The organism is Pleomorphomonas diazotrophica, from assembly GCF_002844595.1.
Lineage (GTDB): Bacteria > Pseudomonadota > Alphaproteobacteria > Rhizobiales > Pleomorphomonadaceae > Pleomorphomonas > Pleomorphomonas diazotrophica.
This window is the reverse complement of record NZ_PJNW01000009.1, coordinates 109,960-128,915: the sequence shown is the minus strand read 5'-3', so window position 1 is coordinate 128,915 and position 18,956 is coordinate 109,960. Positions and strand designations below refer to the sequence as shown.

The window sequence follows — 18,956 nt, the reverse complement described above, 5'->3', positions numbered from 1 at the left end:
CCATCGCATGCAGGGCGGCGGAATTCTATGGCCTAATACGTAGCGGTTCGGAAATGGTCGTTTTGTGCCAGCCATCCGGCATTTCGTGTCACCTTTTCTCACGTTAAGGGACGTGGGTGCATCGACCGCCCGCCTTCACCGGCCGATATCCTCGATCCACTTGGCCCAGCCTTTTTCCGACAGCTTTTCCGCCAACTCCGGCAGGCTTCGGCCCGAACCGGCGAGTTGACGCGCCTCGCGCGGCGAGAGGCCATGTTCGCGGCGGAACGCCCGGCTGAAGTTTTCAGGGTTTGGAAAACCGTGGGCCAGGCCGATCTCGGAAATGGACAGGTGCCGGCTGTCCACCGAGCGGAGCGCCTGCAAGGCCCGCTGCAGACGGCGACGATTGACGTAGGTGGAAAAGCCGCCGACCGGCTCAAACAACCGGTAGGCTTTCCGCCGGGACAGGCCAAAGGTTGCGAGCAAGCTGTCGAGCGTCAGATCCGGGTCGAGAAGGTTGGCTTCGACATGGCGCCTCAGGCCAACGAAATGCGCCAGATTGACGCCTGTCATGTTCCGCTCATCGACATGACCATTGACGGCCGCTGCCGCGAGGTCGAGGAGCGGATGGATCACCGCCTCGGCCTCACGGCGCGACATGTTGTCGATCTGACCGTGGAAACTCCTAAGGCTTTCACGAAACAGCGTGACCAGCGGCAGCCCCGCCGGAATGATCCGCATGTGGGAGGCGTCCGGGCTTTCCAGCCGGGCGGAGAGCAGCCGGCGCGGCACCACAAGACTGATCTGGTCGAGATCGGTGGTGGTGGTCGCCAATGGCTGCGCCATGTCGATCACATAGAGATCGCCCTCGCCCGCCACCTCGGCGTTGCTCCCGCCGCGCGTCGCGCTGCGCCCAGAGAGATAGAACTGCAGGAGATAGCCATCCATGCCGTCGCGGGCGATCTTGTAGCGCGAGCGATCGAAATCCTGCGCCGTGCTCCGCAGCCGGCCGAGCGCGACATCGCCCATGAAGGCGGCATCGACTTCGGCGAAGAAGCCTTCCTCCACGGTCTTGCGCGGGCGGGAGTCGAAGAGAACGCCGATCGCCTCGGTCCACGCCTGCTGGGCGAGATGGGCGGGCAAGGCGCGGGTGTCGAAATGGGAACGCAGGAGTTTCGGATCGGGGGAATCAGCGCTCATCTCAATCGGGCGCTCCGGCAAGGAACCGACGGTCTGGATAAGTACTCATACATTCCGGGCAAGGAATATCAAGCCACCGGGCCACGCCGAATATGACGACGCCCGGCTCGTGGCCGGGCGTCGGACGTCTCGCGATCGATGTGAGGCCGCGCCGACCGTCACGCAACCGTCAGGCGATATTTCGCAAAGCCCTCGCCGGCATCGCCGACCTTCTCCACCCTGACGCCCGCCGGAACGGTATCGAGCGTCGCGTTGGGCGAGTTCGGGAAGGTGAGGTTGACGCCCTCGGGCAGCTTGGCGATCGACCAGTTGCCGTCGGCGGACGGGTTGATGGTCTTGTTCTCAACGATGTAGCGGACGATGACATCGCGGTTGCTGTCCGGCCCCTGGAAGACCACCGTGCTGCCATCGGCGCCCGGGAAATGGCCACCGCCGCCGGCGCGATAGTTGTTGGTCACCACCAGGAACTCCTGGGTCGGCTCGACCGGCTTGCCCTGATAGGCAAGGTCGACGATGCGGTGCGCGTCCGGCGCGATCACCTTGCCGTCGTTGTCGTAGCGCTTCGCCTGCGTGACATCGATGCGGTAGGTGACGCCGTCGATGACGTCATAATTGTAGGACGGGAAGGACGTATCGATCAGCGGCTGCTCGTCGGTCTTGGTCGGGTCGATTTGATTGAAGATGCCGGCCGAGCGTTCGAGCCATTCCCTCACCTGCTCTCCTGTCACCTTCACGATGCGGATGGTGTTGGGATAGAGATAGATGTCGGCGACGTTCTTGATGGCAATCGGCCCCTTGGGCACGAAGGTATAGTAGTCCGGACCGGAGCGGCCGCCACACTTGAACGGCGCCGCGGCCGACAGGATCGGCAGGTCCGGCAGACCGGCCGCCTTGGCCTGGGCGGCGCCATACCAGAGCTGTGCCTGGCTGACGATCTGCACCGACGGATCGTCGGCGACCAGCGCCCAGTAGCTGGAAATCGGAGCCGAGGTTTCGCCGACCGGGCGGCGGACATAGTCGAGCGTTGCCTCGTGATCGTCCTTCACCGACGCCAGCACGGCCGGCACCGCGTCTACCCGCGAGACGATCTTCTTGTCGGGGGTGCGTTCGTAGATCGGACGCGCCTCCACCTTGAAGCCGCTCACCTTCCAGCCTTCGCCCTCCTTGACGAGATCGAGGTCGATGACGCCGAGGTGGCTGCCCCAGAAGCCGGGCATGACCGTCGGCACGCCGTTGAGCGTGCCCTTCTCGATGTCGGCGCCGTCGATCCCCGCAAAGTCCTTGCCGGGAAACACGAGGTGCTGATGGCCGGTGAAGATGGCGTCGATGCCAGGAACCTTCGACAGGAACAGCGCCGCGTTCTCCTCGTCGCCCGCCCGCTCGCCGCCGGCGATGCCGGAATGGCAGAGCGCCACGACGACGTCGGACTGCTGTCGCAGCGCCGGCAGGTATTTTCCGGCGGCGTCGACGATATCGATGGTGGTCGCCTTGCCGGCTAGGTTGTCCTTGTCCCACTGGACGATCTGCGGCGGCACGAAGCCGATGACGCCGATGCGCAGCACATGCTCGCCGCCGGACGCGTCGGTCACCTTGGCATCGAAAACGCGGGTCGGCTCGATGAGCGGCGTGCCGTCCGGCTTCAGAACGTTGGCGCAGACGGCCGGGAACTCCGCCCCGGACAGCGCCTTGCCGAGGAAATCGAGCCCGTAGTTGAACTCATGGTTGCCGAGCGTGCCGCAGAGATAGCCGAGGCCGTTCATCGCCGCGACGATCGGGTGCTTGTTGCCGCCGTCGAGCCCCTTTTCATAGGCGATATAGTCGCCGAGCGGGCTACCCTGGATGAGGTCGCCGTTGTCGAACAGAAGGGCGTTGCGTACCTCGTCGCGAGCGGCGGCGATCAACGCGGCTGTCTTGGCGAGGCCAACCGTGTCGTCCGCCTTGTCGCGATAATAGTCGTAAGGGTAGACGTTGACGTGAAGGTCGGTGGTCGCCATCAAGCGCAGGCGAACGGCGGGTTCTGCGGCCGAGGCAACGGCGGGAACAAAAGCGACGAGCGCGCCGGCAGCGGTGGCCAGAAGCAACTCACGGCGGCTGAGACGATGGATCGGCATAACGACTTGTCTCCTCAATGAATGAACGCCCGCTGCGGGCGAAACGCTTCGGCGACGACGCGAAACACGCTACCTGAAGTCTTGCAGGCGTTTCTTCTGTCGCCCCGCCGCATCGAAATTGTCCCGGTTCAGCCAAGCCTCGAACGCACGCTTCAGCGCCGGCCATTCGTTGTCGATCACCGAGAACCAGGCAGTATCACGGTTGCGTCCCTTGACGATGACGGCCTGACGGAACGTCCCCTCGTAGGTAAAGCCCAGGCGTTCGGCGGCTTTCATCGACGGCGCATTGAGCGCGTTGCACTTCCACTCGTAGCGACGATAGCCGAGATCATCGAAGGCATGCTTCATCAGCAGATAATGAGCTTCGGTGGAAATGGGCGAGCGCTGCATCAGCGGCGACCATGTCACCCAGCCGACCTCGATGGAGCCGTTGGCGGGATCGATGCGGAGATAGGAAACGATGCCCACCGCCCGGCCCGTCGTCTTGTCCCGCGCTGCGAAGAACAGCGGATCCTCGGAGGGAACGAGGGCATGGATCCAGGCGGCAAAGTCGGTCTCTCGCGCGAAAGGGCCGACCGAAAGATAGGTCCACATCCGGCCGGTCGTATCAGCGGAATAGGCAGCAAAGAGGTCGGGAACATGGGCGGCCGATAGGGGCTCCAGGCGGACCGTCCGGCCCTCCAGGGTTATGTGCGACGGGCGCGGGCGCGGCGCCCACCCCACGACCACCGGTCCTATCGGATCATCGCTGCCGTCCGTCTCACGCAAGCTCATGTGTCCCCCTATGGGCAACGCTCGCCGAGAACGCAGTGGCGGCGCTCCATCTCCCTGTCAACGCATCGCCTGTGAAAGCCCCCGCCTTCAGCACGATGCTCTCGCCGCGCCCGCCTTACTTGGCAACCACGCCGGCAAGTTCGACCCGATGCTGTCCAAGCGCCGTGAGCACCGCCTGGACGATGCCGCGCGCATCAAGGCCGGCGGCGGCATACATGCGCTCCGGCCTGTCGTGATCGATGAAGGCATCGGGCAGGGTCAAGGCCCGAAACCGGAAACCGCGATCGAAGCGGCCGTCCTCGACCAGCGCCTGCACCACTTGGCTGCCGAAACCGCCGGCCGAGCCTTCCTCCACGGTGATCAGCAGTTCATGGTGCGCGGCAAGCTGACGGATGAGCTCGCGGTCGAGCGGCTTGGCAAAACGCGCGTCGGCCACGGTGGCCGGCAGGCCGAAGGTGGCCAGTTCCTCGGCCGCCTTCATCGCCTCGGCAAGCCGGGTGCCGAAGGACAGGATCGCCACCTTGCCGCCGTCGGAGACGATGCGGCCCCGGCCGATATCCAGAAGCTGGCCCCGCGCCGGCAGCTCGACGCCGACGCCCTCGCCGCGCGGATAGCGGAAGGCGATGGGACCATCGTCATAGGCGACCGCCGTCGCCACCATGTGCCGGAGTTCCGCCTCGTCGCCCGGCGCCATCACCACCATGTTGGGCAGGCAGGCAAGGAAGGCCGTATCGAATGCACCGGCATGGGTGGCGCCGTCGGCACCGACGAAACCGGCCCGGTCGATCGGCAGGCGCACGGGAAGGTTCTGCAGGGCCACGTCATGCACGACCTGATCGTAGGCGCGTTGCAGGAAGGTGGAATAGATGGCGCAGAAGGGCTTCAAGCCCTCGGTTGCCATGCCCGCCGCGAAGGTGACGGCATGCTGCTCGGCAATGCCGACGTCGAACACGCGATCGGGGAAGGCTTCAGCGAAGAGGTCGAGACCGGTGCCGGCCGGCATGGCGGCGGTAATGCCGACGATGCGCTCGTCGCGTCGCCCCTCATCCACCAGCGTCTCGCCGAACACCTGCGTGTAGCTCGGCGCATTGGCCTTCGGCTTGACCTGAGCCCCCGTCACCACGTCGAACCGGCTGACGCCATGATACTTGTCGGCCGCCGCCTCGGCCGGCGGATAGCCCTTGCCCTTCTTGGTGACGACATGCAGCAGCACCGGCCCGTCCTTGGCGTTGCGGACGTTGCGCAACACAGGCAGCAGGTGGTTGAGGTTGTGCCCGTCGATAGGGCCGACGTAGTAGAAGCCGAGTTCCTCGAACAGCGTGCCGCCGGTGAGGAAACCACGCGCGTATTCCTCGGCCCGCTGCGCCTTCTGCCGGAGGCCTTTCGGCAGATTGAAGGCGAGCTGCTTCATCGCCTCGCGCAGCGTCAGATAGGTGGGCCCGGACACGAGACGCGCCAGATAGGCGCTCATGGCGCCGGTGGGCGGCGCGATCGACATGTCGTTGTCGTTGAGGATGACGACGAGGCGGCTGTCCATGGCGCCGGCGTTGTTCATCGCCTCATAGGCCATGCCGGCCGACATGGCGCCGTCACCTATGACGGCGATCACCTGATTGTCGTCGCCCTTGAGGTCGCGGGCCACCGCCATGCCCAAGCCGGCCGAGATCGACGTTGAGGAATGGCCGGCGCCGAACGGGTCGTAGACGCTCTCGCTGCGCTTGGTGAAGCCGGAAAGGCCGCCGCCTTGGCGCAGGGTACGGATGTCGCCGCGCCGGCCGGTCAGGATCTTGTGCGGATAGGCCTGGTGACCGACGTCCCAGATCAGCCGATCGCGCGGCGTATCGAACACGGCATGCAAGGCCACCGTCAGCTCGACGACGCCAAGCCCGGCGCCGAGATGGCCGCCGGTCGCCGACACCGCGTCGATCATCTCGGCGCGCACTTCGGATGCGAGCTGCTCAAGCTCGGCAACCGACAGCACCTTGAGATCATCAGGCGATGAGACCGTGTCGAGAAGCGGTGTGGCAGGACGCGACAATCCAAAAATCCGTGAAATTACGAGGGCAAATCCCTCGTCCTCAGATACCAGTCAATCACAGTCTCTTCAATTCGCAAGCTTCGTGTTTATCGGACTCGATTGCGGCAAATGCACGAAACATATTTTGGGGGTCAGGCCGCAGGCGAGAAAAATACCGCCTCGGATCGATCATTCGCGATCGAGCGGCTCGACACCAGCGGCAGACCCGTCACCGGCGATGCGGATCTTCTCGACCTTGGCTTCGGCAGCCTTCAGCAGGCCGTCGCAATGCTTGCGGAGCGCGTCGCCGCGTTCGTAGATGGAAATGCTTTCCTCGAGCGGCACCGAACCCTGCTCCAGCCGGGCGACGATGCCTTCGAGTTCCTTCAGAGCCTGCTCGAAGCTGAGGGCGCTGACGTCAGTGGCGGTGGTCATGTTCGTCGGCCTTTCAACGGTCAGGGATAGAGGCGGGTGCGCGTCCAGCCGCCGTTGCCATCGGGCAGGAAGCGGACGCGATCGTGCAGACGGAACAGTCCGTCGCGCCAGAACTCGATGGCGGTCGGCGTAACGCGCAGGCCCGACCAGTGGTCGGGGCGCGGCACGGCGCCAATGCCGAACTTGAGGCCCCATTCGGCCACCGCCTTCTCAAGCGCAAAGCGGCTTTCGAGCGGACGCGACTGCTTGGACGCCCAGGCGCCGATGCGGCTGCCGCGATCGCGGCTCTGGAAATAGGCGTCCGCCTCGTCCTTCGACACCTCGGAGACGTTGCCGCGGATGCGCACCTGCCGCTTCAGGCTCTTCCAGTGGAAGAGCAGCGCCGCCTTGCGGTTCGCCAGGATCTGCTGGCCCTTGGCGGACTCGAAGTTGGTGTAGAAGACGAAGCCGCGCTCGTCGAAGCCCTTGAGAAGCACCATGCGCACGTCCGGCAGCCCATCCTCGTCCGTCGTGGCGAGCGCCATGGCGTTGGGATCGTTCGGCTCGCTCTTCTCCGCCTCCTTCATCCAGCTCACGAACAGCTGGTAGGGCTCGGAGGCCTCGGTGAAATCGGGCTCGGAACTGGACATTTCTCGTTGGCGCCTCGTCATGCGGTCTGGCCGGCGACCAGATTCGGGCAAGCGTTCGACCGGCATATAGCCACATCCGGGCCGGCGACAACCTCTGAGGCGTTCCCCCTCTAAAAGATTTTGTCAAAGCGGTCCGACCCGTATAATGGCACACTCTGGAACGGAACGTGATCGGGCATTACATGCTTGGCAGAACCTTGGCGCCATGGAGCGCCATCATCCATCTGAAGAGGGCCAACCAGCATGCGTGATCCGTATGAGGTCCTGGGCGTGCCCAGGAGCGCGGACGAAACGACGATCAAGAAGGCTTATCGTAAGCTCGCCAAGCAGCATCATCCGGATGCCAACAAGAACGATCCGCGCTCGAAAGAGCGTTTCGCCGAGGTGAACTCGGCCTATGAAATCGTCGGCGACAAGGACAAGCGTCGCCAGTTCGACGCCGGCGAGATCGACGCCGACGGCAAGCCGCGTTTCACCGGCTTCGAGGGCTTCGGCGGGGCGAGCGGCATGGGCGGCGGCTTCCGTCAGGCTGGCGGCCGGCCGACCGACGACATTCTGCACGATATCTTCGGCGACGCCTTCGCCAGCTTTGCCAATGGCACAGCCCGCGGTGGGCGCGGCGGCCGTCGTGGCGGGTTCTCGGGTTTCGAGGGCTTTGCGCCGGGCGGTGCCGGAAGTTCCACGTCCGGCGCGAGCGCCGCATCGGCCAAGGGAGCCGACGTCATGGTGACGGCCCGCGTCCGTCTTGAGGATATCGTCGGCTCGGGCAAGGTGCGCATCACACTGCCGAACGGAAAGTCGCTCGACGCCAAGATCCCCGCCGGCTTCGAGCCGGGCCAGCAGCTCCGCCTCAAGGGCCAGGGCGGCGAGGGCACGCCGCCGGGCGACGCCATCGCCATCCTCGTCTACGAGCCGCACGGTCTGTTCCGCCCGGATGGCTATAACCTGCGCCTCGACCTGCCGGTTACGCTCGACGAGGCGGTGCTGGGCGGCAAGGTGCGGGTGCCGACGCTGGAAGGCGCCGTCGACATGACCATTCCGGCCGGTGTCACCGGATCGAAGGCCTTCCGCCTGCGCGGCAAGGGCCTGCCCGACAAGAAGGGCGTTCGGGGCGACATCTTCGTCACACCGCGCATCGTGCTGCCGGACGGCGCCGACGCCGGGCTCGAAAAGCTGATGGAGCGCTGGCGCGAGGTGCGTCCCTATGACGTACGCGGCCCGGAATTTTCTTCATGAGCCGTCTGCCGCCGCTGCCGCTGCCGCCGGCGCGCGGCGCCCGTCCCGCGCGTTTCGTCGCCAGCCTCGCCTTCATGGTGATGGTGGTGGGAATCATCTCCCGTCACCTCGACCTGATTTCGAGCGGCACCATGTACACTGCTGTCGCCACCGGCCTGCTGCTCGGTCTCGTGGCGGTCGGCGTACTGGCGGTGACGATACGCGACGTCTGGCGCGAGGGGCGAGGCGGGGCGGACAGCGCCTTCGGCACGCTGCTGCTGATCATCGCCGCCTTTTCACCGCTGATCGGCGCCGCGGCGGCCTATGTCGCCTACCCCGCTCTCGACAGCGTTTCGACCGACCCGGACGACCCGCCGGCAGTGCCGGCCAGCTTCTCGCAGGTGGTCCTGCCGATCGACTTGCGTGCGGCGCCCGACGAAGCCGCCGCCCTTCAGGAAGACGCCTATCCCGACCTGACCACGCAGGCCGCCGACCTCTCCACCGTCGAGGCCTATGCGCTGGCCCGGCAGACCATCGATGACCTCGGCTGGGTGATCCGGCTGGCCGAGGAGCCGGACACCGAGGCGGCGAGCGGCCGGATCGAGGCCGAGGCACGGTCGCTGGTGCTCGGCACGCAGGAGGATGTCGTCGTTCGCATCCGCCCCGGCGATGGCGGCAGCCGCATCGACGTGCGGTCGCTGAGCCGCGTGGCGATGCCCGACCTCGGCGAGAATGCCCGCCATGTCGGCGACTTCATCGCCCGCTTCGCCGAAGTGTCGCAGCGGCAGGCCGCCAACTGATCAGAGCCGGCTCAGCCGGTCGGCAACCTTCCTCACAAGGCCCCGCTCCTCCAGCCAGTCGGCATGCGCTGCGACCGACAGCGCCGCCGCAGCGGCCAGCGACGGATCGAGGCCGATGTAGACGGCGGCGACGATGTCCTCGACGGTTCGGTCGCCTCCGTCGAGCGCGCGGAGGATGGCTGCCTCGCGCGCTTCACGATGGCGCTTCAGCTCAGCGACGCGGGCCAGGCCGTCGATCACCTCGTCGCCGTGTCCCGGCAGATAGGTGCGGGGGCCGATCGCGGCGAGGCGGTCGAGGGAGGCCATGTAATCGGCCATACGGCCGTCCGGCGGCACCACGACGCTGGTCGACCAGCCCATGACGTGATCCCCGGAGAAGAGCAGTCCCGAGTCGGCAAGGTCGTAACAGAGATGGTTCGCGGTGTGTCCCGGCGTCGCGATGGCGCGAAGGCCGCCCGGTTCCGTCGCCACCGTGTCGCCATCGGCGAGCACTCGATCCGGGGTGTAGAAGGGACGTGCCGGACTGGGCGCGGCGCCGATCACTTCGGCACCAGTCAGCTCGGAAAGCCGGCGCGCAGCGCCGGCGTGGTCGGCGTGGTCATGGGTCACGACGATCCGGCGGATCGGCGCGCCGACAGCCGCAAGAAGATCGGAAACGTGGCTCTCGTCGTCGGGGCCGGGATCGATGACGGTGACCTCATGCTCACCCAGCAGATAGCAGTTGGTGCCGCGGAAAGTCAGCGGTCCGCCGTTTCGGGCGGTGAGACGGCGGACACCCTCGGCGATCTTTTCGGCGACACCATAGGTGGGCATGAACTCAGGTATCTCGTCGTCGCTCATGGTACCAGACCCGGCCGCCACGGTACGGCGTGGCCGTCCATGGCACTCCATGAATCTCGTCGAAGTCGCATGACTCGCCATGAGTCCGGATGAACCCGCATGGACTCTCTCATCCCGGGATCGCCGGCGCCGTGAGCCATTCGATCAGCCAGAAAAATCCCCAGCCGAGGGCAAATAGCGCCGCGAGCGCCAGCCCGACGATCATCACCATTGTCGAGATCAAGGCGCGCGGCATCATCGGCGCATCGGCATCGGGAATGGAAGCCAGCGCCCGGATCAACTCTCCGCCGTGATCGGGATCGAACACGAATATGCCGGTCTGCCTTCGGGCACCGATCCTGAAGCCGTCCGGGACCATCGCGCGAATGAGGTCGGCCGGTCTCCAAAGGGTTATCGGCTCTCCATCGGCGGCAATGATCGCCAGTCCGTCGTGGGACAGTTCAGCTCTCGCCGGCTGGAAAGCACCATCGCCGGCGTCGAACTGCCCTTCGGCCATCGCCCAAGCTGTCTTCGCCATGCCGCAGCCTCCTCCCAACGCAGCGAATATGGATGAGGCCTGCTTGCATTTCCAGACGAACTGCCTCAAACCGATTCAAAAATACAAAGTTCATGGAAACGCCGTAGAGCTTCGACACCTTCCGCGTCGAGTGGTCGCGCAGACCGATGTCGGCGCGGCTATCGTGGCCGGTTCTGCCGGCGGCCATCGTTCTTCCGCCTGCACACGAGTTTGTCCTTGTCCAAGACCTTCGCTCCGCTCGTCTCGCTCCTGACCGGTATCGGCTTCCTGTTGTGCGGCAATGCGCTGCTGGGCACGGTCATTCCGTTGCGTGGCCTCTACGAGCACTTCACGCCGGTAACGATCGGTCTGATGGGGTCGTCCTACAATCTCGGCTTCGTGGTCGGCTGTCTCGCCTGCCCCTACCTGATCCTGCGGGCCGGCCATATCCGCGCCTATTCGACGCTGGTGTCGCTGGCCGCCGCCACGACGCTCGTCCATCCGATGATCGTCGATCCGCTCGTCTGGATCGGGGCACGCTCCATCACCGGCTTCTGCCTCGCCGGCCTCTATCTCATCATCGAAAGCTGGCTCAACGACCGCGCCACCAACGACAATCGCGGCCTCATCATGAGCGTCTACATCGTCGTCAACTTCCTGACGACGACCGCCGGCCAGTTGATGGTGCTGCTGGCCCCCATCGAGCATTTCGAGCTGTTCGCAGCCGCTTCGCTGCTGGTATCGCTCGCGGTGGTGCCGGTGGCGCTTACCACCTCGGCCCAGCCGGCGCCGATCGCCATCGTGCAGTTCCGTCCGCTACGCCTCCTCAAGATCGCCCCGGTGGGTCTTGCCGGCACCTTCATGATCGGCGTCGCTAACGGTGCATTCTGGTCGTTGGTGACCGTTTTCGCCATCGATCGAGGCCTCACGTCGAACGGTGCGGCCATCTTCCTGTCGCTCGCCGTCATCGGCGGCGCCCTGATGCAATGGCCAGTAGGCCGGCTGTCCGATGCCTACGACCGTCGTCTGGTCCTTGCCGGCGTGGTTGTTCTCTCGGCGATCGCTAGCCTTCTCACCGCTCTGTTGCCGCTCGATGGCTACGGCCTGTTCATCATGGCCTTCGTGCTCGGCACCGTGGTGCTGACCGCCTATTCGGTAGCTGCCGCCCATGCCTATGACCGGGCCGAAAAGACCGCCTATGTCGAGATGGCCACCGGCGTTCTGCTTGCCAACGGTGTCGGCGCCGTGCTCGGGCCGCTGATCGCCTCCTTCGCGATGGAGAGCTGGGGCAACGCCTCGCTGTTCGTCTTCATGGCCATCGTCGAGCTGATGCTTGTTGCCTTCATCGCGTTGCGCTGGCGCATGCGCCCCTCGCGTCCGGATGATCCGAAGGAAGCTTACGAGATGTTTGCCACTGCTCCGGTGGGTGGCGCCATCCCGCCGGAAGCGCCGGCGCCGGATGATCCAATATTACAGACGCCCGTGGTGCCGTCGGCTGAGCCAAAGACACCGCCAGACGCTGATTCTCCCTGACGGGTCTTGCCAAAGGCGGGCGTCTGCAGCAAAGCAACCGCCATGGCAAGGATCCGTCTCGATCAGCTTCTCGTCGCCCGCGGCTTCGCGGAGAGTCGCGCTCGCGCCCGCGACGCCATCCTGCGCGGCCACGTGACCGTGGCGGGACAGCCGGCCGACAAGCCCGGCCTCACCATTGAGGAGGATGCCGAGCTTGGGATGTCCGACCCGGCGGCCGCCTACGTATCGCGTGCCGCCCTGAAGCTCGTCGCCGGCCTCGACCATTTCGGCTTCGATGTCAGCAACCGGGATTGTCTCGACGTCGGCGCGTCCACCGGCGGCTTCACCGAGGTGCTGCTGCAACGGGGGGCGGCCCGCGTGGTGGCGCTCGATGTCGGCCACGGCCAACTGCATCCCCGCATCGCCGGCGATCCACGCGTCAGCAATATCGAGGGACTGAACGCCCGCGAGCTCACCTCGGCCGACCTGCCCTTCCGCCCCGAGGTGATCGTCTCCGATGTATCCTTCATCTCGCTGACCCTGGCGCTGCCGCCGGCGCTAACGCTGGCTCGGCGCCCCGGCCTCGGCCTCTTTCTCGTCAAGCCGCAGTTCGAGGCGGGGCGGCAGGCGATCGGCAAGGGCGGCCTCGTCGACGAGGCAACCGGCCGCGCCGCCGCCGAGCGCCTGCGCGCCTGGCTCGACGGCCGCGACGGCTGGCGCGTCCATGATCTCATCCCCTCGCCCATCCTCGGCGGCGACGGCAACCACGAATATCTACTCGGAGCCAGCCTTGACTGAACTCGTGATCGATCGCCTCGGCCATCGCGGTGACGGCGTCGTCCTCCAGCCGAACGGCAAGCCGCTGTTCGTGCCCTACACGCTGGCCGGCGAAACCGTCGATGTCGAGCTGCAGGGCAGCTCTGCGCGGCTCAACCGCATCGTGACGCCCTCCCCAGACCGCATCGAACCGGCCTGCCGTCACTTCGGCACCTGCGGCGGCTGCCTGCTGCAGCACATCGCGCCGTCGCCCTATGCCGACTTCAAGCGGCAACTCGTCATCGATGCGCTTGATGATCGCGGCCTGTCGCCCGAGGTCGGAGAGACGCGTGTCGTGCCTCCGCACTCCCGCCGGCGCGCCACCTTTGCCGGCATCATGGCCGGTCGCCATCCACTGGTCGGATTCAACGAGCGGGCCAGCCATCGCCTCGTCGGCCTGGAAGAATGTCCGGTGGTGAAGCCGCAGCTTCTTGCTGCGCTACCGGCACTGACGGCCCTGACCGGCCTCGTCGCGCCCAGAAAGGGTGGGCTCGATCTCACGGTGACGCTCACCTCCGGCGGCCTTGACGTCTCTGTCGCCGGCATTGCGGCGCGTGACGTCGACCGGCTACGCCTGCCACTCATCGAGCTTGCGGCGCGCTTCGACCTCGCCCGCCTGTCGGCCGGCGGTGAGGCCATCGTCGAGCGCCGTCCCGCCGTGATCACCATCGACGGCCTTGCCGTCACTCTGCCGCCGGGCGGCTTCCTGCAGGCCTCGGAAGAAGCCGAAACGATCATGGGCGAACTGGTGGCGGCTGCCATTCCAGCCAAAGCGAAACGGGTCGCCGATCTCTTCTCGGGTGTCGGCACCTTCTCGCTACGCCTCGCCCGGTTGGCAGAAGTGCTGGCCGTCGAGGGGGAGGCTGGGGCCGTGGCGGCTCTCGATCGCGCGGCGCGCGGCATGACCGGTCGCCATCGGATCACCACCGAGAAGCGCGACCTGGCCCGCCGGCCGCTCATCGAAAAGGAACTCGAGAAGATCGACGCCGTGGTGTTCGATCCGCCGCGCGCCGGCGCCGCCGAGCAGAGCCAGTGGCTGGCGCGCTCCAAGGTGCCGACCATCGTCGCCGTCTCCTGCAACCCGGCGACGCTGTCCCGCGATCTCAGGACGCTGGTCGACGGCGGGTATCGCATCGAGAGCGCGACTCCCGTCGACCAGTTCCTGTGGTCGAGCCACGTCGAGGTGGTGGCCGTGCTGAGGCGCTGAAAAAGACCGCTTCGGACGAACGAAAGGCCGGAGCAGATACCCCCGCTCCGGCCCTGTTCATGTCATACCAACTCGCGAAGATGCTGCCGCATCCGCTCATTGAGCCATTGTCGATTTCTCAGTTGCATCAATGGCATGAGAAATCGGCAAGCGGAGTACCAAGCCGCATTTTCAATGCATCTTGGTATCAGGTAGCCCTGGCTCAGGCGAGCGCCTTGGCCGGGTCGAGATAGGCAAAGCCGAGAGCGTCGCTCACCGCCTTGTAGGTGATCTTGCCGGCATGGACGTTGAGGCCGTGGGCGAGGTGAATGTCGTCCTTGCAAGCCTGCTTCCAGCCCTTGTTGGCAAGCGCCAGCGTGAAGGGCAGCGTGGCGTTGTTGAGAGCGAAGGTCGACGTGCGGGCGACGCCACCGGGCATGTTGGCGACGCAGTAGTGGACGACGCCGCTCTCGATATAGGTCGGGGCAGAGTGTGTGGTGGCGCGCGACGTTTCAGAGGCGCCGCCCTGGTCGATGGCGACGTCGACGAAGGCCGAGCCCTTCTTCATGGCGGCGATCAGCTCGCGGCTGATCAGCTTGGGCGCGGCGGCGCCGGGCACCAGCACCGTGGAGATGACGAGATCGGCACCGGTGACGAGATCGGCCACAGTGTCCTTGTTGGAATGGGCCGTCTTGATGCGCACGCCGAAGGTGGCGATGGCGCGGCGCAGCGCATCGATCGAATTGTCGACCAGCGTCACGTCGGCGCCCATGCCCAGGGCAACGTGGGTGGCGTTGGTGCCGGCGACGCCGGCGCCGAGGATGACCACCTTGGCCGGCGCCACACCGGCGACGCCACCGAGCAGGATGCCCATGCCACCGGCCGCATTCTCCAGCGCGGCGGCGCCGACTTGAGGCGCCATGCGGCCGGCCACTTCGGACATCGGGGCGAGCAGCGGCAGCGAGCCGTTGGGCGCCGTCACCGTCTCATAGGCGATGCAGGTGGCGCCCGATTTCATCAGGTCCTCGGCCTGCTCCGGATCGGGAGCGAGGTGGAGATAGGTGAAGAGCGTCTGGCCTTCGCGCAGCTTCTTGCGCTCGACGGCGAGCGGCTCCTTCACCTTGACCACCATGTCGGCCTTGGCAAAGATTTCGTCGGGCGTGTCGACGATGGTGGCGCCTGCCTTGACGTAGGCCGCATCGGCAACGCCGATGCCGGCGCCGGCGTTCTTCTCGATGATGACCTTGTGTCCGGCGGCAACGAGTTCGCGCACGGACGAGGGAACGAGGCCGACGCGGTCCTCGTGATCCTTGATCTCCTTAGGCGTACCGACAAGCATTCTGGATTGTCCCCTGCTGGTTCTGCCGCCGGGTTTGGTCCCAGCTTGGCGAGATGGCGCATAATTGGCCAATCTTGGCGCAATTTCTTGCAGAGATTCAGCAGACTATGGTCGAAAAACAGCATAAAATTCTGATCATCGCCCCTTGAAACGCAGGAAATTCAACCCATGCGCCTCGACGTGACGGATCGTGCGATCCTGACCGCCTTGCAAGACAATGCCCGACCGACCAACGCCGAGCTCGCGGATCGGGTCCATCTCTCAGCCTCGGCCTGCCTGAGGCGCACGCGCCTCCTCGAGGAAAGCGGCCTCATCGCCCGCTTTGTCGCCATTCTCGACCCCCGAATAGCCGGCGTGCCCGGCACCGCCTATGTTTCCGTGACGCTCGACAGCCAAGGGCGCGCCTCGCTCGACAAGTTTGAAGCCGCCGTGCGCGCCATTCCCGAGATCACCGAATGCTACCTTCTGGCCGGCCAACATGACTATCTCCTACGCGTCGTCTACCGCGACGCCGCCGACCTCGAACGCATCCACAGCGAGATCCTGACGCCCCTGCCCGGCGTCGTGCGCGTTCAGTCGCAGCTGACGCTCCGGACGGTGAAGCGCTCGACCAAGCTGCCGATCTGAGGGGAGCCGCAGAAGAAAGGCCCGGAGCCGTGCGACTGACAGGTGTCGTCGCCTGCTCCGGGCCTGATCGATTCCACCGCGGTTGCGCGGTGTGCGCCTTATGCCGCCGTGACTTTGCTAAGGAAGCCGGCCACGAGGTCTTCGAGTGCCTTGGTCTCACGCTCGACGTCGGCGGCGCTGTCCTTCACCGACTGTGCCGAACGCGTGGTGGCATCAGCGGCACTGGCGACTCGCTCGACGATGCCGAGCACCGAGCCGGTGGCAGCGGCGGCAGCGTGGACGTTGCCGCTGATCGAGGTGGTCGCCTCGCTCTGCTGCCCCATGGCGTCGGCCATGGCGACGGTATAGCGATTGACGGTCGCCATGGTGTCGGTGATCGCCTGGATGGCCTCGGCCGCCTCTTCGGAAGAGGTCTGGATCGCGGCGATCTGGTGGGAGATCTCCTCGGTGGCCTTGGCGGTCTGACCGGCGAGGTTCTTGACCTCGCTGGCCACGACGGCAAAGCCCTTGCCGGCTTCGCCTGCCCGCGCCGCCTCGATGGTGGCGTTCAATGCCAACAGGTTGGTCTGGCCGGCGATCGACTGGATCAGCGTGACGATCTTGCCGATTTCTTCTGAGGCGACCCGCAGGCCGCCGACCTTGGCATTGGCGGCATTGGCGCCTTCGGTGGCGCTTTCCACCACGTCGCGGGCGGCGTTCACCTGGGTGCCGAGGTTGCGGATCGAGGCGTCCAGCTCCTCGGCGGCAGCGGCGACAGATCCCACCGAGCCCGATGCGGTCGAAGAGGCGTGGGCAGCCTCGCCGGTGCGGACGGTAGTCTCCTCGGCGACCTGCGTCAGGTCGGCGGCGGTGGCGGTCATGTCGGCCATGCGGCGGGCAACCGCCTCGATGGTGTTGTGCACCTCGGCCCGGAACTCGGTGACGAGGCGGTCAACCTCCTGCTGGCGGCTCTCGCGCCGGCGTCCTTCCTCGATCTGCTGCTCCTCGAGCCGCAACCGTTCGATGGCGGCAGCGCGGAACACGTCGACGGCGCGGGCGAGGTCGCCGATCTCGTCCTTGCGATCGCGGCCCGACAGTTCGGTTTCCAGCTCGCCCGCTCCAAGACGGCGGACATCGGAGGCCAGGACTGCCAGAGGTCGGGTCAGCCGGCGGGTAAGCTGCACGGCGATACCGCCGACCAGCAGCAGAACCGCCGCGGCAACCGCCACGAGGATCAGCGTCAGCCGGTTGACCGGCGCCAGCGCCGCGCTGCGGTCGCGCAGGGACAGCACCTGCCAGCCGGGGCGCACCGGCGCCAGAACCGCCAGCTCGACGACGCCCGGATCGATCTCGGCCTCGAAGATGCCCTCCTCCGCCGCCTTGCGCAGGGGATTGGCCGAAAGGTCGATCGTCATGTCGCCCTTCGCCGTCTGACCAAAGGCAAAGCCGATTCCGGTTTCCGACGACAGAAGGATGGAACGGCCTTCGGCGCCAAGGCCGGTCTTGTCGCTCAGGATCCTGGCGGCCTGTTCCATGTTGATGCGCAGCGCCACCACCGCGACGAAGCGTCCCTCCAGGATCACCGGGGCCGCGAAATAGCCACTGAGACCGGTGGAGGCAGATGGATCCGGCAGGAAGCCTGTGAAAGCGGGCTTGGCCTCGGCCGGCTTGGCACCGGGCGCCGGAATCATCGCCTTGACGGCGTCGACCAGTGCCGGCTTGCCCGCCACATCGCCGATACGGCGGCCGAACATGTCGTCCTTGGCGTAGGAGTAATAGGCCTTGCCGCCGTCGTCGAACAGCACCAGGTCGTCGAAACCGGTGTCACGCAGGGCGGAGGCCACCGCCTTGTGGCCTGTGGCGTGGTAGATGAAATAGCGTTCCGACGTATCGTCGACGGTCACCATCTCCTCGCGATGCTGCGGGTTCGGATTGCCGTCGACGAACACCTGCCGCAGGCGGGCGCCGGGATCGTCGTCGAGAAGCTGGTTCCAGGCGCTCTTGAACTCGCGCGCCGATGCCTGGAGGCCGGAGGCCGAGGCGACGGCGGCCGCCTGGCTGGTCAGGCTGTCGATCCAGGCCTGCAGCGCGTCGGCGCGAGCGCCGGCCGCCGTGACGATGGCCTCACCTGACAGATCGGTGACCGTCCGCTCGGCCATCCGCTGCGTCGCGAAGGTAAGGACGGCAGCCAGTGCCAGCGCGGACGCCAGCACGACGAAAACTATTCTCCCCGTGAACGATCTCAGCATGCCTGTCCCCGCTAAGTTGGCGCGGGACCGCCTGTTTTCGCGATGCCGAGGCCGGGAGCGAACGTCGAGCGCTCGTCCCGAACCGGCAGACCGGCTCGGCTTCCACCGACGACTGGTTCCCGCCGCCACCGATACTTTCGTCTGAGTTTGTGCGCGGTCGCACGTAAAGAAGGCGTAAAGCGGATATGAAGATTTCGCGATAACCCGAAGATTGCAGCGTGTGCGGGCAATCCTTATGCGTTCCCGCCGAGCGGCAGCTCCAACCTGTGGACCAGGTGATGCCGCTTGCCGAAGGCGTGCGGCCCGCTGGTCCGGTTCAGCTTGAAGCCTTGCCGTTCCCAGAAGGCTCGCGCCCGCTCGTTGGCGTCGAGAACGCCGAGCAGCAAACGAAGGGCGCCACGCGCGCTCGCAAGCCGCTTCACTTCGCCGAGAATCGCCTGCCCCAGGCCTTCGCCGCGCACCGTCGGCACAAGGAGGAGCAGACCGAGACAGGCGTCTGTCGGTTCAGGATAGCCGAAGGCCAGATCGCCGATGGCGACGAGGCCGCCGGTGTCGTCGGCAACGCCGAACTTCAGAGGCGCGTCGTCGCCTGTCGGCGGCCTTTCCTCGAAAAAGGCGCGAGCGGCCGCGTCGGGCGTCAGGCCGCTTTCCAGTGCCAGATAATCGCTGGCGCGGCGATAGACCGCCTCGACGGCCCGGAGGTCGCTTTCCGGGTGAAGCGGCGCGAGAACGATCGATGCCGCGACCATGCG

At 66.1% G+C, this 18,956-nt stretch carries 17 protein-coding genes; 6 read left to right on the top strand and 11 right to left on the bottom strand.

The genetic code is table 11. The features are described from left to right. Positions 1–135 precede the first annotated feature (135 nt). The 6 genes from CXZ10_RS12155 to pdxH form a co-directional block, all read right to left on the bottom strand. Entirely contained in the window at positions 136–1,179 is a 1,044-nt protein-coding gene (locus CXZ10_RS12155; RefSeq protein ID WP_101289613.1) for an AraC-like ligand-binding domain-containing protein, read from the bottom strand. 158 nt (positions 1,180–1,337) lie between these two features. After that, the gene (locus tag CXZ10_RS12150; RefSeq protein ID WP_101289612.1) at positions 1,338–3,290 is read right to left on the bottom strand and encodes a bifunctional 2',3'-cyclic-nucleotide 2'-phosphodiesterase/3'-nucleotidase; all 1,953 of its coding nucleotides are present in this window, start codon (positions 3,288–3,290) and stop codon (positions 1,338–1,340) included. A 69-nt stretch (positions 3,291–3,359) separates the two neighbouring features. Then, positions 3,360–4,064, bottom strand: coding sequence for a GNAT family N-acetyltransferase (locus CXZ10_RS12145; protein ID WP_101289611.1), 705 nt, complete (start codon positions 4,062–4,064; stop codon positions 3,360–3,362). A gap of 115 nt (positions 4,065–4,179) precedes the next feature. After that, on the bottom strand, positions 4,180–6,102 hold the full coding sequence (gene dxs / locus CXZ10_RS12140) for a 1-deoxy-D-xylulose-5-phosphate synthase (RefSeq protein WP_101289610.1): 1,923 nt from the start codon (positions 6,100–6,102) through the stop codon (positions 4,180–4,182). A gap of 168 nt (positions 6,103–6,270) precedes the next feature. Further along, positions 6,271–6,516: an exodeoxyribonuclease VII small subunit gene (locus tag CXZ10_RS12135; protein WP_026789483.1), complete on the bottom strand. Its 246-nt coding sequence runs from the start codon at positions 6,514–6,516 to the stop codon at positions 6,271–6,273. A gap of 20 nt (positions 6,517–6,536) precedes the next feature. Further along, positions 6,537–7,145, bottom strand: a complete 609-nt coding sequence (gene pdxH, locus CXZ10_RS12130) for a pyridoxamine 5'-phosphate oxidase (protein ID WP_101289609.1) — start codon at positions 7,143–7,145, stop codon at positions 6,537–6,539. 243 nt (positions 7,146–7,388) lie between these two features. Here pdxH and CXZ10_RS12125 point away from each other — a divergent pair, with 243 nt between their 5' ends. Together CXZ10_RS12125 and CXZ10_RS12120 are read left to right on the top strand one after the other, a co-directional pair. Continuing rightward, positions 7,389–8,381, top strand: a complete 993-nt coding sequence (locus CXZ10_RS12125; RefSeq protein WP_101289608.1) for a DnaJ C-terminal domain-containing protein — start codon at positions 7,389–7,391, stop codon at positions 8,379–8,381. After that, positions 8,378–9,160, top strand: coding sequence for a DUF1499 domain-containing protein (locus CXZ10_RS12120; RefSeq protein WP_101289607.1), 783 nt, complete (start codon positions 8,378–8,380; stop codon positions 9,158–9,160). The genes CXZ10_RS12125 and CXZ10_RS12120 overlap by 4 nt, the downstream gene beginning before the upstream one ends. On the opposite strand, the gene CXZ10_RS12115 is transcribed toward CXZ10_RS12120, so the two are convergent. Both CXZ10_RS12115 and CXZ10_RS12110 read right to left on the bottom strand, forming a co-directional pair. Next, complete coding sequence (locus CXZ10_RS12115) at positions 9,161–10,000, bottom strand: MBL fold metallo-hydrolase (protein ID WP_101289606.1); 840 nt, start codon at positions 9,998–10,000, stop codon at positions 9,161–9,163. Between the two features lie 109 nt (positions 10,001–10,109). Then, positions 10,110–10,517 carry a hypothetical protein gene (locus CXZ10_RS12110; RefSeq protein WP_101289605.1) on the bottom strand — a complete coding sequence of 136 codons (408 nt, stop codon included), beginning with the start codon at positions 10,515–10,517 and terminating at the stop codon, positions 10,110–10,112. A gap of 216 nt (positions 10,518–10,733) precedes the next feature. On the opposite strand from CXZ10_RS12110, the gene CXZ10_RS12105 reads away from it, so the two are divergent. From CXZ10_RS12105 to CXZ10_RS12095, 3 genes are read left to right on the top strand one after another with little or no spacing between them, the layout of a single operon-like run. Next, positions 10,734–12,029 (top strand): MFS transporter, encoded by a 1,296-nt coding sequence (locus tag CXZ10_RS12105; RefSeq protein WP_101289604.1) that lies wholly within the window; start codon positions 10,734–10,736, stop codon positions 12,027–12,029. Positions 12,030–12,071: 42 nt separating this feature from the next. Next, complete coding sequence (locus CXZ10_RS12100; protein ID WP_101289603.1) at positions 12,072–12,806, top strand: TlyA family RNA methyltransferase; 735 nt, start codon at positions 12,072–12,074, stop codon at positions 12,804–12,806. Continuing rightward, entirely contained in the window at positions 12,799–14,031 is a 1,233-nt protein-coding gene (locus CXZ10_RS12095) for a class I SAM-dependent RNA methyltransferase (protein ID WP_244617146.1), read from the top strand. Before CXZ10_RS12100 ends, CXZ10_RS12095 begins: the two co-directional genes overlap by 8 nt. A gap of 202 nt (positions 14,032–14,233) precedes the next feature. Here CXZ10_RS12095 and ald read toward each other — a convergent pair whose 3' ends face one another. Further along, on the bottom strand, positions 14,234–15,349 hold the full coding sequence (gene ald, locus CXZ10_RS12090) for an alanine dehydrogenase (protein ID WP_101289601.1): 1,116 nt from the start codon (positions 15,347–15,349) through the stop codon (positions 14,234–14,236). Between the two features lie 168 nt (positions 15,350–15,517). On the opposite strand from ald, the gene CXZ10_RS12085 reads away from it, so the two are divergent. Next, positions 15,518–15,976 carry an Lrp/AsnC family transcriptional regulator gene (locus CXZ10_RS12085; protein WP_101289600.1) on the top strand — a complete coding sequence of 153 codons (459 nt, stop codon included), beginning with the start codon at positions 15,518–15,520 and terminating at the stop codon, positions 15,974–15,976. A gap of 98 nt (positions 15,977–16,074) precedes the next feature. On the opposite strand, the gene CXZ10_RS12080 is transcribed toward CXZ10_RS12085, so the two are convergent. After that, positions 16,075–18,204: a methyl-accepting chemotaxis protein gene (locus tag CXZ10_RS12080; protein ID WP_101289599.1), complete on the bottom strand. Its 2,130-nt coding sequence runs from the start codon at positions 18,202–18,204 to the stop codon at positions 16,075–16,077. A gap of 233 nt (positions 18,205–18,437) precedes the next feature. Next, positions 18,438–18,953, bottom strand: a complete 516-nt coding sequence (locus CXZ10_RS12075; protein WP_101289598.1) for a GNAT family N-acetyltransferase — start codon at positions 18,951–18,953, stop codon at positions 18,438–18,440. Positions 18,954–18,956 lie beyond the last annotated feature (3 nt).

What these genes read in the sequence shown, in the direction of transcription:
- ald (WP_101289601.1), bottom strand. Translation starts at nt 15,349, where the DNA reads ATGCTTGTCGGTACGCCTAAGGAGATCAAGGATCACGAGGACCGCGTC.
- CXZ10_RS12110 (WP_101289605.1), bottom strand. Translation starts at nt 10,517, where the DNA reads ATGGCGAAGACAGCTTGGGCGATGGCCGAAGGGCAGTTCGACGCCGGC.
- CXZ10_RS12145 (WP_101289611.1), bottom strand. Translation starts at nt 4,064, where the DNA reads ATGAGCTTGCGTGAGACGGACGGCAGCGATGATCCGATAGGACCGGTG.
- CXZ10_RS12155 (WP_101289613.1), bottom strand. Translation starts at nt 1,179, where the DNA reads ATGAGCGCTGATTCCCCCGATCCGAAACTCCTGCGTTCCCATTTCGAC.
- CXZ10_RS12150 (WP_101289612.1), bottom strand. Translation starts at nt 3,290, where the DNA reads ATGCCGATCCATCGTCTCAGCCGCCGTGAGTTGCTTCTGGCCACCGCT.
- CXZ10_RS12085 (WP_101289600.1), top strand. Translation starts at nt 15,518, where the DNA reads ATGCGCCTCGACGTGACGGATCGTGCGATCCTGACCGCCTTGCAAGAC.
- CXZ10_RS12120 (WP_101289607.1), top strand. Translation starts at nt 8,378, where the DNA reads ATGAGCCGTCTGCCGCCGCTGCCGCTGCCGCCGGCGCGCGGCGCCCGT.
- CXZ10_RS12100 (WP_101289603.1), top strand. Translation starts at nt 12,072, where the DNA reads ATGGCAAGGATCCGTCTCGATCAGCTTCTCGTCGCCCGCGGCTTCGCG.
- CXZ10_RS12080 (WP_101289599.1), bottom strand. Translation starts at nt 18,204, where the DNA reads ATGCTGAGATCGTTCACGGGGAGAATAGTTTTCGTCGTGCTGGCGTCC.
- CXZ10_RS12135 (WP_026789483.1), bottom strand. Translation starts at nt 6,516, where the DNA reads ATGACCACCGCCACTGACGTCAGCGCCCTCAGCTTCGAGCAGGCTCTG.
- CXZ10_RS12075 (WP_101289598.1), bottom strand. Translation starts at nt 18,953, where the DNA reads ATGGTCGCGGCATCGATCGTTCTCGCGCCGCTTCACCCGGAAAGCGAC.
- CXZ10_RS12125 (WP_101289608.1), top strand. Translation starts at nt 7,389, where the DNA reads ATGCGTGATCCGTATGAGGTCCTGGGCGTGCCCAGGAGCGCGGACGAA.
- pdxH (WP_101289609.1), bottom strand. Translation starts at nt 7,145, where the DNA reads ATGTCCAGTTCCGAGCCCGATTTCACCGAGGCCTCCGAGCCCTACCAG.
- CXZ10_RS12115 (WP_101289606.1), bottom strand. Translation starts at nt 10,000, where the DNA reads ATGAGCGACGACGAGATACCTGAGTTCATGCCCACCTATGGTGTCGCC.